This is a genomic window from Sphingomonas sp. 320_CC, from assembly GCF_059691795.1.
In genome coordinates, this window is record NZ_JCAWAE010000004.1 from 127,136 (window position 1) to 141,671 (window position 14,536).

The 14,536-nt window shown below is 63.1% G+C and carries 7 protein-coding genes; all 7 read right to left on the minus strand.

Going from position 1 to position 14,536, the window contains the following annotated elements:
• Positions 1–12 precede the first annotated feature (12 nt).
• The 7 genes from AC59GX_RS16365 to AC59GX_RS16395 all read right to left on the minus strand — a co-directional run bounded on the left by AC59GX_RS16365 (position 13) and on the right by AC59GX_RS16395 (position 13,875).
• Positions 13–2,523, minus strand: a complete 2,511-nt coding sequence (locus AC59GX_RS16365) for a TonB-dependent receptor domain-containing protein (protein WP_497302079.1) — start codon at positions 2,521–2,523, stop codon at positions 13–15.
• A 99-nt stretch (positions 2,524–2,622) separates the two neighbouring features.
• Positions 2,623–3,606, minus strand: coding sequence for a LacI family DNA-binding transcriptional regulator (locus AC59GX_RS16370; RefSeq protein ID WP_426282314.1), 984 nt, complete (start codon positions 3,604–3,606; stop codon positions 2,623–2,625).
• A 216-nt stretch (positions 3,607–3,822) separates the two neighbouring features.
• Positions 3,823–5,328 (minus strand): tryptophan halogenase family protein, encoded by a 1,506-nt coding sequence (locus AC59GX_RS16375; RefSeq protein ID WP_426282312.1) that lies wholly within the window; start codon positions 5,326–5,328, stop codon positions 3,823–3,825.
• A 9-nt stretch (positions 5,329–5,337) separates the two neighbouring features.
• Positions 5,338–6,375: a cupin-like domain-containing protein gene (locus AC59GX_RS16380; protein WP_497302141.1), complete on the minus strand. Its 1,038-nt coding sequence runs from the start codon at positions 6,373–6,375 to the stop codon at positions 5,338–5,340.
• The gene (locus AC59GX_RS16385) at positions 6,375–7,094 is read right to left on the minus strand and encodes a SapC family protein (protein WP_426282311.1); all 720 of its coding nucleotides are present in this window, start codon (positions 7,092–7,094) and stop codon (positions 6,375–6,377) included. The genes AC59GX_RS16380 and AC59GX_RS16385 overlap by 1 nt, the downstream gene beginning before the upstream one ends.
• A gap of 131 nt (positions 7,095–7,225) precedes the next feature.
• Entirely contained in the window at positions 7,226–10,417 is a 3,192-nt protein-coding gene (locus AC59GX_RS16390) for a TonB-dependent receptor (RefSeq protein ID WP_426282309.1), read from the minus strand.
• 665 nt (positions 10,418–11,082) lie between these two features.
• Positions 11,083–13,875 carry a TonB-dependent receptor gene (locus tag AC59GX_RS16395; protein ID WP_426282308.1) on the minus strand — a complete coding sequence of 931 codons (2,793 nt, stop codon included), beginning with the start codon at positions 13,873–13,875 and terminating at the stop codon, positions 11,083–11,085.
• Positions 13,876–14,536: the final 661 nt, after the last annotated feature.

Consider the following 14,536-nt stretch of genomic DNA (forward strand, 5'->3'; position numbering starts at 1 on the left):
TCACCCGCCCTATCAGAAGCCGACGCGGACCGCGGCGGAGATCGTTCGGCCGGTGATCGAGCGTGCCCGGACGATGCCGTTGGTCGGGATTGCGCCTTCCTCGGCTTCGGTGATGCCCTTCACGTCGAACAGATTGTTGCCGTTGACCGACAGCGTGACGTTCTCGGTCGGGTGCACCGACACGAACGCGTTGACCTGCGTGTAGCCGGGCATCTTGAGGACGTTATTGTCCTGCGCGAAGCTGTCGGTGGTGCCGATCACGTTCGCGCCGACGGTCAGACGGCCGACATCGACCTGCGGGGTCGCCTGGAAGATGAACTTAGCCTGGCGACGCGGGCGGTTGCCCTCGACTGCGGGGTTGAGAACGTCCTTGGTGATCTCGGCATCGGTGTAGGTGCCGCCCGCCGACAGCGAGAACGGCCCGCGTGCGATCCGGCCCTCGAGCTCGACGCCCTTCGCTTCATATTCGCGGTTAAAGAAACGCTGTGTCGTCGCCTCGAAGTTCTGCTCTTCGGTGCGTGCCCAGAAGCCGGTGGCGTAGAGCGAGAGACCGTTCTGGCGGAACTTGAACCCGCCTTCGAGCTGACGGACGAAATCGACTGCCGCGCCCTCGTCGGTCAGGCCGCCCGTGGTCGTGTTGATCGAGGGGCCGAACAGCAGGCGATCGGCGTTGGCGCGACCGCCGCGGCTGTAGCGTGCGAATACTGCGGTGCTGTCGGTCAGGCGATAGTTCGCGCCGCCCGAGTAGGACAGATAGTCGTAGTTGTAGTTGAGCGGCGAGCGGCGTGTCGGGATGATCGCGACCTGACGCTCGGGCGCCGAGATCACGCCGTTGCCGTTGATGTCGAACGTCGTGATGCCGCTGCCGAAGCCCGCACCCAGATCGGCGCCGGCGACGCTGCCACGGGCCCGACCGAAATCGTAGCGCAGAGAGCCGTCGATGTTGAAGCGGCCGATCTCCAGACCGAGCTGAGCAAATGGTGCATAGGTCGTGTAGTCGAGATCGTACGACCGGCGGCAGCAATTGCCGAAGCCGAATGCCGAATACCCCGGCGTACCGTTCTGCGTGACCGGAACGCCCGCCGCGGTGCGGACGTCGACCAGCTGCGAGCGACCGTCATCGGCGACGGTCTGGACGAACGAGTTCCACAGCCAGTCGCTCTTGATGTCCTGGCGCGAGGCGTAGAAGCCGCCGGTGATCGCCAGCGTTCCCGAACCGAGCGGCACCGAGCCGTTGAGGCGGATGTCGTTGGTGATGTTGTTGAGGCTCTTCAGGTCGACGTCGAACAGCACGACGTTGGCGAGCAGGCCATTGCCGTTGAGCGACGCCGGGTTGGTGATCCGCTGGCCGTTCTGCGGTCCGCTCGCGTAGAACAGCTGCGCGCCGGCGCCACCGATGCCGTTGGCGATCGTCTGCGCGGAGCCGACGGCCGACGGGAACGGCGAGGTGAAGCCACCCGAGATGTCCGAATAGCGGAACCGCTCGACGATGTTCCAGCCGTCCGCGACGGGGATCTGCGTCTCGAGACCCGCCGAATACACGACGGGATGCTGGCCGTCGCGGATCGAACGCGTGACGAGCTGATTGTTGCCGTCGAGCGTCTGCACGGTGCGGATGTCGGCGCTGTGCAGCGTGCCGTTGTTGATCGAGAAATTGGTGATGTTGTTGTAGGTCGGATCGCTGTTCGTGCCGGTTACCTGTACCGGGTTGGGCAGATAGCCGATCGCGCGGTCGTCGAGATACTTGCCGTACAGGCGGACATAGCCGCCATTGCCGAACGACTTGGTGATGTTCCCCTTCAACTGGCCGCCCTTGACGCCGTCAAAGCCGACTTCGCGCTGGCCGTCACCGATCCGGTAGAAACCGCCGAAATGATAGGTCAGCGTGTCGGACAGCTTGCCGCCCTGGTCGAAATCGACGCGGAACTCGCGGTAGTCGAGCCCGCTGCTGAGCTGGAACGCGCCGCCTTCCTGCTCGCCGGTCTTCGAGATGAAGTTGATGACGCCGCCGGGCGAGTTCGACGCGAAGGTCGAGGCCGAACCGCCACGGACCGATTCGACCGTCCTCACGTTAAAATCGGCGCGGAGGAAGATGTCGGCATTACCGAACGTGATGTCGCCGAATTCCAGGATCGGCAGGCCGTCTTCCTGCAGCTGGAGGAACTTCGAGCCGCCCGATGCGACCGGCAGGCCGCGGACCGAGATGTTCGCGTTGCCGTCGCCGCCGGATGCCTCGACCCGGATGCCGGGGAGGTTGCGGAGGAGTTCGCCCGAGGTGCGCGGTGCCAGCTGGACAAGAGCATCCGACGTGATCGAGCTGGTGGTGATCGACGTGTTGAGCTTGTTCGTGCCGCGCGCGACCGCCGTCACGACGATGTCGTCCTGCGGGATGTCGGCAGCGGGAGCAGTGGCGGTGTCGGCCGGCGTGGCAGCCGGATCAGCCTGCGGTGCGGTCTGTGCGGCCCCAGCGGTGGCGAACGATGCGGCGGCGATGCCGGCCAGCAATGCGTGACGTACTTTCATGCGACTCTCCCTGCGCGACGGCTTTCTGAGAAGCCCAAGGCCGCCTCCTACTCGCGTCGCAATCGATTGCAAGAAATGTTTCACAATCGATTGCAGAAATTAGGCGGACTGTCTCTTTATCAGCGCAGGGGGGACGATCGCGGACTCAGCTGGCTCGCCGGCGACGCGCTTCAGCAAGCGATCGACCATCAATTCCGCTCCGATCGCAAGATCTTGGCGGATGGTCGTCAACGACGGGGACGTGTGCGCTGCCAGCGAGACGTCGTCATAGCCGATGACCGCGGTCGTGGTGGGAACGTCGATCCCCGCCTCGGCCAGTGCGCGCAGCACGCTCATCGCCGCGACGTCCGACGCAGCAAAGATCGCGTTCGGAATTGTGCCGCCCGCAAGATGCTCCGCCACCGCAGCGTGAACCGTTTCGGGGCTCATAGCGGTTGCCAGCACCGAGTAGGCGATACCGGCCTCGTCGGCCGCCGCAGCGAACCCGGCAAGGCGATCGGCAAACTCGGGCGGGGCAGGGTCGCCGACGAACAGCAGCCGCTGCCGGCCTTGCGCGATCAGATGGTCCGCTGCCAGTCGCCCGCCCGCGACATTGTCCGATCCGATCGTCAAATGATGCTGGCCGGGACGGTTCGCACCCCAAACGATCAGCGGGCGGTAGCGCTGCGAAACCCGCTCGATCGCCGCGAACTGGTCCGACTGGCCGACCAGTAGCAAGCCATCGATCCGCCCGCTGTCGACCAACCGTTCGAGCCAGTCCTCGGCATCCGGGATCACGCGCGACAACAGGATGTCATAGCCGCGCTCGACCAGCAGGTCCGCGAGGAATCCGAGCAGCGACAGGAAGAACGGGTCGGTCAGATGCTGCGTCTTCGCGTGGCCGAGCGGCAGGACCAGTCCTATCGCGCCGGTGCTCTTCATCCGCAGGTTGCGTGCAAGCTGGTTCGGTCGCACGTCGTGCTCGCGCGCCAACTCGCGTATCCGCTCGCGCGTCTGCTCGTTCACGGAGGAATGCCCTGCAAGCGCGCGCGACACGGTTGCAGTCGAAACGCCCGCGAGTGCGGCCAGGTCGGCGAGTTTCATTGTAGTGGAGTTCCTCGTCGGTACGCGCGTAGGCCACGTCGTACAGTCAGCACCGCGGGCCTGCAATTGTCGGGCGAATTACCGACGGACTTGCACGATCCGGTAATCGAGAGAATGCCAACAATGATATGGCAAGAGGATCGCCATGCGATCGCGAACACTGCCGTAGCGTCATCGTCCGCTTGCCGAATGCATCATCGTGGCGTTCGACGCGACCTAACGCATCCCCTGCGAGGGGGTGACCGGGGCTGCAAGGTAGCGATCCAGGAACTGCTGGTGCGTCGGCATCCCTGCGACTGCGTCTGCGATCGTGCTGCGGATATTGGTCAAGACGCCGGCTAGCTGCGGGCCGCCCATGATGCTGCCAAGGCGGTGGTGGTCGCGCGGGGTCAGGCGCTGGCCGAGCATCACCTGCACCCAGCTGGCGACACGGAACAGGTCATCGCCGCCCTGATACGCCTGCGCGCCCTCTGTGAAGAGCGCGATGCGCTCCACGAGCGTGTCGGGGATCGGCATGTCCCGGCGCGCTGCCCAGAAGGGTTCGGGACGTTCGTTGAGGTGATAGTGGAGGATGATGAAATCGCGGACGCGCTCGAGCTCAGCCTGCGCCTGATCATTGTACCGCCTAACCAGCGCGGGTGCCATTCCGCCGAACGGGAAGGTCTGCATCAGCCGCGTAATGCCCGTCATGATCAGATGGATGCTGGTCGATTCGAGCGGTTCGACGAACCCGCTGGCGAGGCTGAGCGCGACGCAGTTCCCCATCCATACCCGTCGCCGGCGACCGGTACGGAACCGGATCAGCCGCGGCTCGGTAAGCGGCGCGCCGTCGATCGTGGCGAGCAACCGGGCATGAGCCTCGTCGTCCGACAGATGATCGCTGGCATAGACCAGCCCGTTACCGACGCGGTGCTGCAGCGGGATACGCCAGCGCCAGCCCGCGTCATGCGCGATCGCGCGCGTGTACGGATGCGCCGGGCCCGTCGCGGCGGTCTGCACGGCTAGCGCGCTGTTGGTGGGCAGCCAGTGCGACCAGTCCTCGTAACCGGCGGCGTAGGTGCCCTCAATCAGCAGCCCGCGAAAGCCGGTGCAGTCGATGAACAGGTCGCCCTCGACGCGCTCGCCGGACTCGAGGACGAGCGCGCGGATGAAGCCGGTCTCGCCGTCGCGTTCGACGCTGGCGATCCGCCCCTCGATCCGCTTCAACCCGTTCGCCTCGCTGCGCGCGCGCAGGAAGCGGGCATAAAGGCCTGCGTCGAGGTGATAGGCGTAGTTGATCTGGCCCTCGGAGGGGAGCGCGAACCGCTCCGCCTTGGCCGCCTGGAGTTCCAGGCAATAGTCGCCGATCTCGCTCGCATCCCCGGCGGCTTTGGCGGCAAGCCAGAAATGGTGGAAGTCGCCCATCCAGGTCGATTTGCCGATATCGCCGAACGAATGGATGTAGCGATCGCCGTCGCGTGCCCAGTTCTCGAACGAAATGCCGAGCTTGAAGGTCGCTTGCGTCGCGCGCATGAACTCGCGTTCGTCGAGGCCCAGGATCGTGTGGAACGCGCGCATCGTCGGGATCGTCGCCTCGCCGACGCCGATGGTGCCGATCTCCTCGGATTCTACGAGGGTGATGTCGAGCAGCTGCCCCAATTGTCGCGACAAGGCGGCGGCGGTGAGCCAGCCCGCGGTGCCACCGCCGGCGATGACGACTTTCCTGATGCGCTGCTCGGCCATGTTCGGCTCCTATCGGTTGATGCGCTGGAGGATCTTGGCGCGCAACCGGCGTGCGGACATAGCGTCCAGCGGCGCAAGTTCGCCATGTGCGTGCTCGGGCAGGTGCTCCCTGGCGTGATCCGCAGAGCCGAAGACATAATGGTCGAACATCGCGCGCCATGCCTGCTTCTCGTGATCCGGCCGATCGCGCAGCGACAACAGGCCGTGGAGCAGGGTGTTCATGGGCGTATCCATGAACCGCGGCACCGCGTTCCACCAATAGTTGATCATCACGTTGAAAGGATCCAGCGCCTCGACATTATGCCACCACAACGCCGAGTAGAGCAGCACGTCACCCGGCTCGAGTTCGGCAATTTCGGCATGTGTCAGCGCCTCGGCAAAGCGTGGGTATCGGTCGAGATCCGGTGCGCGAAGGTCGACCATGCTGACCACCTGTCCGGCCGGCGTCGGCTCCAACGGCCCAGGGTAGAGGTTGGCGACCTGATCAGGCGGAAACAGCGTGAAGCGCCGGCGACCGACCATGCAGCATGCCAGATTGTTCGACATGTCGTAATGCGTCGCGGCGGTGGTACGATTGCCGATCCAGATGCTGACCAGCGGTGGGTTCTCGACGAGCTGCGGGTCGCCGAACGGCAGCGCGGCCTGCGCGCGAAGACCAGGTAGGTACAGATCGATGTCGGTCGAGCCGATATAGATGGCGGGGGCTTCCGGATCGCCGAGCCCGTCAAGAAGCTGGTCGAGATACCCGGACAGCGAGCCGCTCTCTCGTTTGAAGTTCAGCGCGGCGCAATCGTCGGAATACCCGAAGCGGCCGCCGATCGCCGGATCGCCGACGTACGCCGTGACGGGACGGCCACCGTCGAACTGCTTCAGCCACGTCATTGCCGGCTTTGCACCTTCCAGCCCGACAGCCACCAGCGGCAAGTGGCTGGCGATCCCACGCAGGATCACCGGAACGCCATCGGCGATCAGGTCGGCGATCGGCACGCTGATCGCGCTCGTGCCATCGATGACACGCGTACGGCGCGTGATACCTGCCACCGGGATCAACCGGTCTGGCTCAGCAGAGATTGCTTGCGCGCAATCAACTGCTGGATGTTGCCGAGCGACGCCGCGGCCAGGATGGCGAGACGCAGCACGCCCGATCCGTGAAGTCGCTCGAGCGGTTCGCCTTTCAGAGCGGCTAGATGCTCGAGGTCGACGACCAGCACGTCGGCTATGGTATAGCGGCGCTCTTCGCTGACATCGACGGTGAGCGTTACCGGCGTGAGCAGGCCAGCCTCGTCTAGCGCGGTATAGGCAGCCGGCGCGGTCTGCAGTCCCTCGTACAGCAGGCGGAGCACGCCGGTGATATGTTCCAGGTACGGTGTGTTGCCGCCATGTTCCAGGAACAACGGCAGGCCGGTGCTGTCGCCGACGCGCCCGTCGTCGAGATCGACGTGCAGCATAGGCTCGCCGACATCGTCTCCGGGGCGCCGGACCATCCCGATCGAGAAGGGGCCGCGCTGCTGACTGGCGGGCACATAGCGGCTTGTCCAATAGTCGCCGGACAGGAACAGGTTCTCGTCGCGGTCCAGCCCCAACAGGGCACAGGCCTGCAATCCCTCGTCGCGGCGGCGGAATATGATGGCGAATTCGCGCTGCACCGCCTCGAACTCCGCGGGAAATACCAGCGTCTGATTGGCAGCGTCGCCGAACGCGGCGCCAGTCCGCGGGCTTACGCGTAAATCGGCATGGTCGACATTGTTGATCTGTACGGGATTCATCCGCTCCGGTCCTGTTGTTGCCTCACGCTTATCAGCGCGACCGCGACCGACAAAGGAAAAGGCCGCTGCACGGCACGGCGGCGGCCTTCTTAGTGGGGTCGGGAGTGGACCAAGATCCACTCCCGCCTTCATCAGAAACGATAGCGCGCGCCGAGATAATAGCGTGGCTTGAGTTCCTGCACATACACCAGGTTCGTCTCGGTGCGGGCATATTGGCGGAACGGTTCGCTGGTCAGGTTGACCGCTTCGAGCGAGACCGAGAACGCCTTCGTGACATCGTAGCTTATGCTGCCGTCCAAGGTACCGAACGCGGCCGTGAACAACGGATTGCGATTGCCGCCCTGGTTCGTAGCCGCGAGATACTTGTCACGCCAGTTGTACGAGACGCGGGCCGAGATACCGCCCTTGTCATAGATTGCCGTCAAGTTGGCGCTGTCGCCCAAACCGCTCAGCGCGAAGATGTTGACGTTCGGATCGGCATAGGGATCCACGTTCACGTCGCCACTCACCTTCGTGTACGAAACCGCGAAACCGAAGCCGGTCTGACCGAAGAAGTTCGTCCAGGCGACTTCGAAGCCGTGGATATTGCCTTCCTTGTTGTTGACCGGGCCGCTGATCGCGAAGTTCACGAGCGGATCATTGGCGTCCCCGACGAGATCGACCGCAAGGGCGAGGGGATTGTAGACCGCATCGCTGATTTCGCCCGTGGCGGGATTGAGCGCGCCGCGGAAGGCCGCCGTCGCCGCTGCCTGATTGCCGCCATTCTGCTGCAGCAGCGCCGCGTAGGCGAACAGATTTCGATCGGTCTGGGTAATCCCATTGTTCCTGAGGTAGGCCTGCGCAATACCCGACCGCGATCCTGGCGCGCCTGAACCCGGGTCGCGCAGCCCGAACAGGTTACCGTTGGTTATCTGGTTGCCGACGAAGTTGCGCACGTTCTTGTTAAAGAAGCCGACCGAGACGAAACTCGTGGGCTTGTAATACCACTCCAGCGACACGTCGAAATTGTCCGAGATCAGCGGCAACAGCGCTGGATCCTGCCGCGTGGCGGGAGCCGGGGCCGCACCGAGTGCTGTCGGACGGTTCGGAGCGTTTGCCGTCACCGATGCGAACAAATTGCCATAGTCCGCCCGGGCCAGCGTACGGCTGAACGAGGTGCGCGCCATGACGTTGTCGAGCACTTCGATATTGAAGTCGAGCGACGGCAGCAGGTTGTCGTACTTCGACTTCACGATCACCGCGGCGCCCGGAGGTCCGCCGATCACGGTGAAGTCATTGTCCGATTGCCAGGCCAAAGCCGTCGGGATCGACTGAAGACCGACCGACTTGACCCGGGTCCGTTCGTAGCGAACGCCGATCAGCGCGTTTGCACGGCGTCCGCCAATGTCACCGCCCCAGGCCATCTGGCCATAGACCGCCAAGTTCTTCTCGCCGACGGTATCGTCCGACGAACCCTGCAAAGCGTCGGGGCGTCCCAGCTTCGCATAATAGGGTGAGAAGATGTCCAGCAGGTCGACCGCATCGCCACGAAACGCGACCAGCGCCGACCCGGTCGAGTTCGGGTTATACTTGTCGAACTTGCAGGTCATGCAATAGGTCTTGATGAGATCGCCGGCGAGCTCCTGGACGCGGCCGGTGTCCGTAATGCTCCAGTCACCGAGGATCTGCTGGTTATTGGAACTGGCCGAGCGGGTCGTTGCATCCACATAGTTGCTGCCGACCACGAAACGGCTATCGTTGCCGAGATCCCAGCCCAGCTCGCCACTGAACTGGTTGACCCTCGACTCCTGCTTGGAGAAGATCCGACGCGCGACCTGCGTGCCCAAGTCGCCGATGTCGAGGATATTGTTGCAATTGCCGCCGCGGCCGCCGTTGGTCGCGTTGCAATCGTTCAGAGTTTCCGACTGCTGCGGGAAGCCGCTGCTGAAGTCGACTTTGTGCGTAGCGCGAACCGGAGCGCCGATCGAGATCGTCGTCGCCGACGTGCCGTTCGCATTGTCCGGATTCGTGGTCGACTTCGAATGGTTTGCGTCAAGCTTCAGCGACAGCACGTCGGTGAAGTTCCACTTGACGTTACCGCCAACCGAGTAAAGCTCGGTCTTCGTGGCGAACCGTTGCTGCTCGTAGCCCTTATCCGCCTGCTTAGCCTCCGCCAAGATGATCGCAGTCTGCATCTTCTTGTTATCGTCGAAGGTTACGTCACTGAACGGCCGCTGGAACCAGTTGGTCTGCTCGCTACGCTCGTCGCTCAACTTGTTGCGCGCATACAAGCCGTCGATCGTGATCTCCAGCCGATCCGTAGGTTTGAACTGGATGTTGGCCTGACCGTTGATGCGCTCGCGGCGGTTCTCGGAGAACTGATAGCGGCTGTCATTCGGAATTTGCACGTACTGCGTAGTAGGACGGTTCGTGATATTCGTCGCCGGCGTGATGTACGCACCCGCCGTATTCAAGAAATCGGCCAGCGGAACGATGTTCCAATAGTTCGGGTTCGACTGGATCGATGTCGACTCGCGCAACTGATAGCTGCCGAAGACGTTGACGCCAAAGGTTTCGCTGGGGTTTTTCCAGTTGATCAGGCCAGACAGTTCGGGCGTGACCTTCTTGAGATTGGCCTCCGCATTCTCGACCGAACTGTCGTACAGTGCCTTGGCGCCAATCGAGCCCGACAGGCCGTCTTCGCGCGCATCGAGCGGCCGGCGGGTGACGACGTTGATCGCAGCGCCGATGCCGCCCGTCGGAATGTTCGCCCGGCCGGTCTTGTAGACTTCCAGCGTGGCGACGCCTTCGGACGCCAGGTTCTGGAAGTCGAACGAGCGGCCGGTGCCGACCGCGAAGGCGTTGCCCGTGCTGGTGTCGATGCTGGTCGAGGCAAGCTGACGGCCGTTCAGCGTCACGAGGTTGAAGCCGCCGCTGAACCCGCGGACCGCGACTTGGGAGCCTTCGCCATTGGCGCGAGTAATCGACACGCCGGTGATCCGCTGCAGCGATTCCGCAAGGTTGGTATCGGGAAACTTGCCGATATCCTCGGCCGAGATGGCATCGACGACGCCCGCGGAATTACGCTTGATGTCGATCGCGCGATTGAGACTGGCGCGGATGCCGGTGACGACGATCTCGTTGGCCGGACCGGCCGTCCCTTCGTCGAGCGTGCCAGTCGCGGGCGCCGCGTCGGGTGCGGTCTGCTGCACGGTCGTCGTCTGAGTGCTCTGGCTGGTCGCGGCAGTGTTCGTCTGCGCGATCGCAGTGCTGGAAGCTGCCAGCCCGGTCACGACCGCGATGGTCGATACCGAATGCGCGAGCGTGCGCGAAAATTTCTTCATAAATCCTCCCCCATTCCCGGCCGCCCTGATCAGGCCGGATTGCACACGGTCGTTGCCGTGTATGATAGGGCTACCATCAGGGGCGCGGGTGTCAACTGCGGGAGGGAAGTAGACCCGTACGGTCCGTCAGAAGTTGATCGGCCGACGTTGCGAACAGCCCTCATGGAATACCATTATTTACAGGGGTTTACCTGATCGGGTTGCTGCGCTTGGATATTCCGTACTGATTTCATCAGTAATGAACCTAATGGAATCTGTCTCAGCTGTGATAAATTGAGCACTATTACGATAGTGTTCGGGCAGTGTGCGGAAGGCCAGCGCTGGGAGGTCGAACTATCCCGGAATGCCAGTCTTTAAGGTCAGCCATTATTACCCAATTGATCCAATATCGGCATGGAGTACCTATCGACATGTAGGTCTACTTCAACGCGAGGCGGGTGGACTTGAAGTAGATTCGTGCAGTTGGATAACGGGCGTATGATCCCGATCGTAAGCGATACCGGTCCTTGCGACACAGGCGACTTAAAGGGACCCCCAACGCGCGATTGAATCGATGAGGGAAGGTGAGGGGGCGCTAGCGGTTCGCCTGTAAAGGCGTGCGGCAGGCTAGTCGCAGTCACCGCTCAGTTCGACGAGGCGCGCCATCGTGGCGCGCCTCCCTTGGTTTACATCCGGAACGATACCGACGCGACGTACGTGCGGCCGTTCTTGTAGAACGCCGTCGGGCGATCTCGCGAGCCGCTATACTGCGTGTAGGTCGAGTCGAGCAGGTTCTGTGCGTTGACCGTCAGCGTGACCGCCTTGGTCAGGTTGAAGCCTGCCGAGAAGTCGAGCTGGCTGTACGGCGCGACCATGTCGATCGAGTTCAGGCGGCCGATCGCGCGGAAATACGACGACCTGTAGTTATAGCTCAGGCGCGCCTGGAACGGTCCATTCTCGTAATACGGGATGACGTTGACGGTGTGCTTCGACAGATAGGGCAGGTTCAGCCCCTCGTCGGTCGAGCTCTCGGCGTAGGAGTAGTTCGCCTGCAGGCCGAAGCCATGCCAGATCTCACCCTGTGCCGAGACCAGCGCACCGTTGACGTTCGCCTTGCCGCCGTTGAGCGGCTGCGACACGAGATAGGACGCGTTGCTCTGCGTCAGCTCGTTGAAGAACGTCTGGCGGCTGAGGCCGTTGAGGATGTAGTCCTTCACTTCGCGGCGGAACAGTTCGAGCGACAACAGCGTACCCTCGCGCGGGTAGTATTCCGCGGACAGTTCGTAGTTGGTCGACTGGTATGGCTTCAGGTTCGGGTTGCCGCCGCTCGCATCGAGCGTGATGTCGTTGCGACCGACCGAACCACCGAGCTGCTCATAGCGCGGGCGCGCGATCACCTTGGCAACGCTGCCGCGGAAGATCAGGTGCGTGCCTGCTTCATACGCGACATTCAGGCTTGGCAGGAACTTCAGATAGTCGTTCTCGACCCGCTGCGGCACGATCGTCGGCAGGCTGCCGTCGGTGCCGGAGACCTGGTCGGCGTAGTTCGACACGTTCTTGGTATAGACCAGGCGCCCACCGATGTTGCCGCGGAAGCCGCTCTGGTCGAAGTTCAGCTGGACGTAGTTCGCCGCGACCGTCTCGTCGACGATGTACGATGCGGTCGGCTTGGCGACGGGGATGTTGATCGAGTTCGCGAGGATGTCGATCACGGTCTGCTGCGACAGGTTGATGTACTTGGTCGCGTTGCCGGTACCGCCGGTACCATCGAACGTGCCGTTCGGCGTCGTCGTTGTGTCGACGCCCAGGCTCGCCAACGTGTAGTTCGACGTCGAGTAGTTGTTGAAGCCGCTCGCGTTCAGGCGGTTGCGGTGATCGGTGAACTTGCCGCCGATGCGGATTTCCTTGAACGGCCCCGCCTCGAACGGAATGACTGCGTCATAGCCGGCGTAGTAATCGCGATCGATCGTCCTGGAGAAATCGATCCCGCCCGCGCGCGCCGCATTCAGCTGCGTGCCGTTGACGATCACCGGCGCGCCGTCGATCGTCTGCAGCTGCGGACTGTTGCTGCGGCGGTAATTGGCCGGGTTGGTCAGGTCGCCAACGTAATCGACGTTCGCGCTGTCCGAGGTGAAGCCGTAGCTGTACGGAAGGTCGGTCCGCACATCGAGCAGATATTCGGGATTGCGCCCGCCGATCGCCTTGCTCCAGCCGCCGGTCGCCGCCACGGTCGCGCCGCCGGGACCTTCCCACTCGGCGACGAAGTTGAGGTTGTCGGTGGTCAGCTTGGTCTTGCGGATCAACAGATCGAGCTGCGCGCTCTGGCTGCCGGCCGAGGCCGCGCCGAAGCTCGCATTGGTGACGACGCCGTTCGCGACCGTCGCCGACTGGAGAACGTCGCCGCTCCATGCGCCGGGGATGACGTACATCGACTGGCTGCTGTTGTTGTAGTTGCCGTCGATATGCAGGCCGTTGAGCGTCAGCGTGATGTCGTCGGTCGGCTTGGCCTGGACCGTACCGACATAGCTGATGCGTTTACGCTCCTGCGTGAAATACGCGTAGTTGATGCCAAACGGCGATACCGCGTTGGCGAGATCCTGCCGCGTGCCGCCGGTCACGGTCGCACCCGGGTTCTTCAGCACCGGCTGACCGCTCGCATCGCGGATCAGCGCGTTGTTCGCATCCTTCTGGAAAAAGCGGTCGCCGGCATTCTCGAACCCGAAGAATTCGACGCCCGAGCGCGTCAGGCTCTGCTTGTCGTAGGTGACGGCGCCGAGCACGCCGAAGGTGCCGCCTTCGTTGTGCCAGCTGTACAGACCCGACGCGCGGACGTTACCCTTGTCGGCGCGGTCGTTGTACGAATAGCCGCCCGATGCGAAGATCGAGTTGGCGGGCGTGTCGAGCGGACGGCGCGTGCGCACGATGACCGTGCCGCCGATGCTGCCTTCCTCAATGCGCGGCTCGGGCGACTTGTAGACTTCGAGGCGCTCGACGAGTTCGGGCGCGAGCAGCGAATAGTTGAAGGTACGGCTGGTCGGGTCGTTGTCGTTGCCGCCCCAATCGGCCGAGGCGACCGCATGGCCGTCGAGCAGCATGCGGTTGAGCGCCGGATCGGTGCCGTGGATCGCGACCTTCTCGCCTTCGCCGAAGCGACGATCGATGCTGACGCCGGGAACGTGCGAGAGGGATTCGGCGACGTTGCGGTCGGGGAACTTGCCGATCGCCTCGGCACTGATGACGTCGACGATCGCGTTGGCGTTGCGCTTTACTGCGATCGCGCTGCGCAGGCTGCCGCGGATACCAGTGACGACGATGTCCGTATCGGCGCCGTCCGCTACGGGGTCCCCCTGGGTCGCGGCTGCGACGGGGGCGGACGATGGCGCGGGCGCCGACTGCGCGAGAACGGATTGCGCGAAAACTGGTACCAGACCGAATATCGCCGCACCGGATGCGAGCAAAACCTGCTTACGAAAAACCATCGTCAAAAGCCCCTTCCCATCGACGCCGCAGCGTCACCCTTCGACACGGTCCTGCCCGTATCGCTCGACTCACCTCACTGGCCGGACCTCTAAAGGGTACTGTCATCACAGCGTGGTATTGGTAATGTATAACCAATCTAACTCCTGACGCTATCGGAAAATTACAGTTTGGTGTCGGCTTATGACCCTACAAAACTTGCGATAACCATGAGATGGCGATGCGCCGCGTCGACTGATTAGACTTGAGGCTGGCAGAGGTGACCCGGCAATCTCGAAATGCCGCTACAGAACGACCTTACCAATCTATAGCATACAGCAGGCGGCGTCCGTCGTCCGCATTGTCCCATCCGGCTGCCAAACTCAAAAAACTGCCGGGTTAGTCATCCGGCGAGTGTGGGCAGCTTATGGGATCACGACTGTTCGGCCAGATCGATTGGTCCGAAATGCGACCATCCGTGATCTGAGTATGACGATGCGCTGCGGATCGCGCGCGATCTGATGCCGAAAATCCGAGTTCGGTCCGGGTTTGGGTTGGAAGGCAGGCGAGATCCAGCGTCGCTGACCGGCAATCTATGCCAAACGATCGCGCCCGCCGATCGTCTCCGACTCGTTCGCAGGCCCGCCGATCATGTCGAGGGCTAGCAGCAGCAAACTGGCGAGG

Coding starts and splice junctions, on each gene's coding strand:
- AC59GX_RS16365 (WP_497302079.1), bottom strand. CDS start 2,523: ATGAAAGTACGTCACGCATTGCTGGCCGGCATCGCCGCCGCATCGTTC.
- AC59GX_RS16370 (WP_426282314.1), bottom strand. CDS start 3,606: ATGAAACTCGCCGACCTGGCCGCACTCGCGGGCGTTTCGACTGCAACC.
- AC59GX_RS16375 (WP_426282312.1), bottom strand. CDS start 5,328: ATGGCCGAGCAGCGCATCAGGAAAGTCGTCATCGCCGGCGGTGGCACC.
- AC59GX_RS16385 (WP_426282311.1), bottom strand. CDS start 7,094: ATGAATCCCGTACAGATCAACAATGTCGACCATGCCGATTTACGCGTA.
- AC59GX_RS16390 (WP_426282309.1), bottom strand. CDS start 10,417: ATGAAGAAATTTTCGCGCACGCTCGCGCATTCGGTATCGACCATCGCG.
- AC59GX_RS16395 (WP_426282308.1), bottom strand. CDS start 13,875: ATGGTTTTTCGTAAGCAGGTTTTGCTCGCATCCGGTGCGGCGATATTC.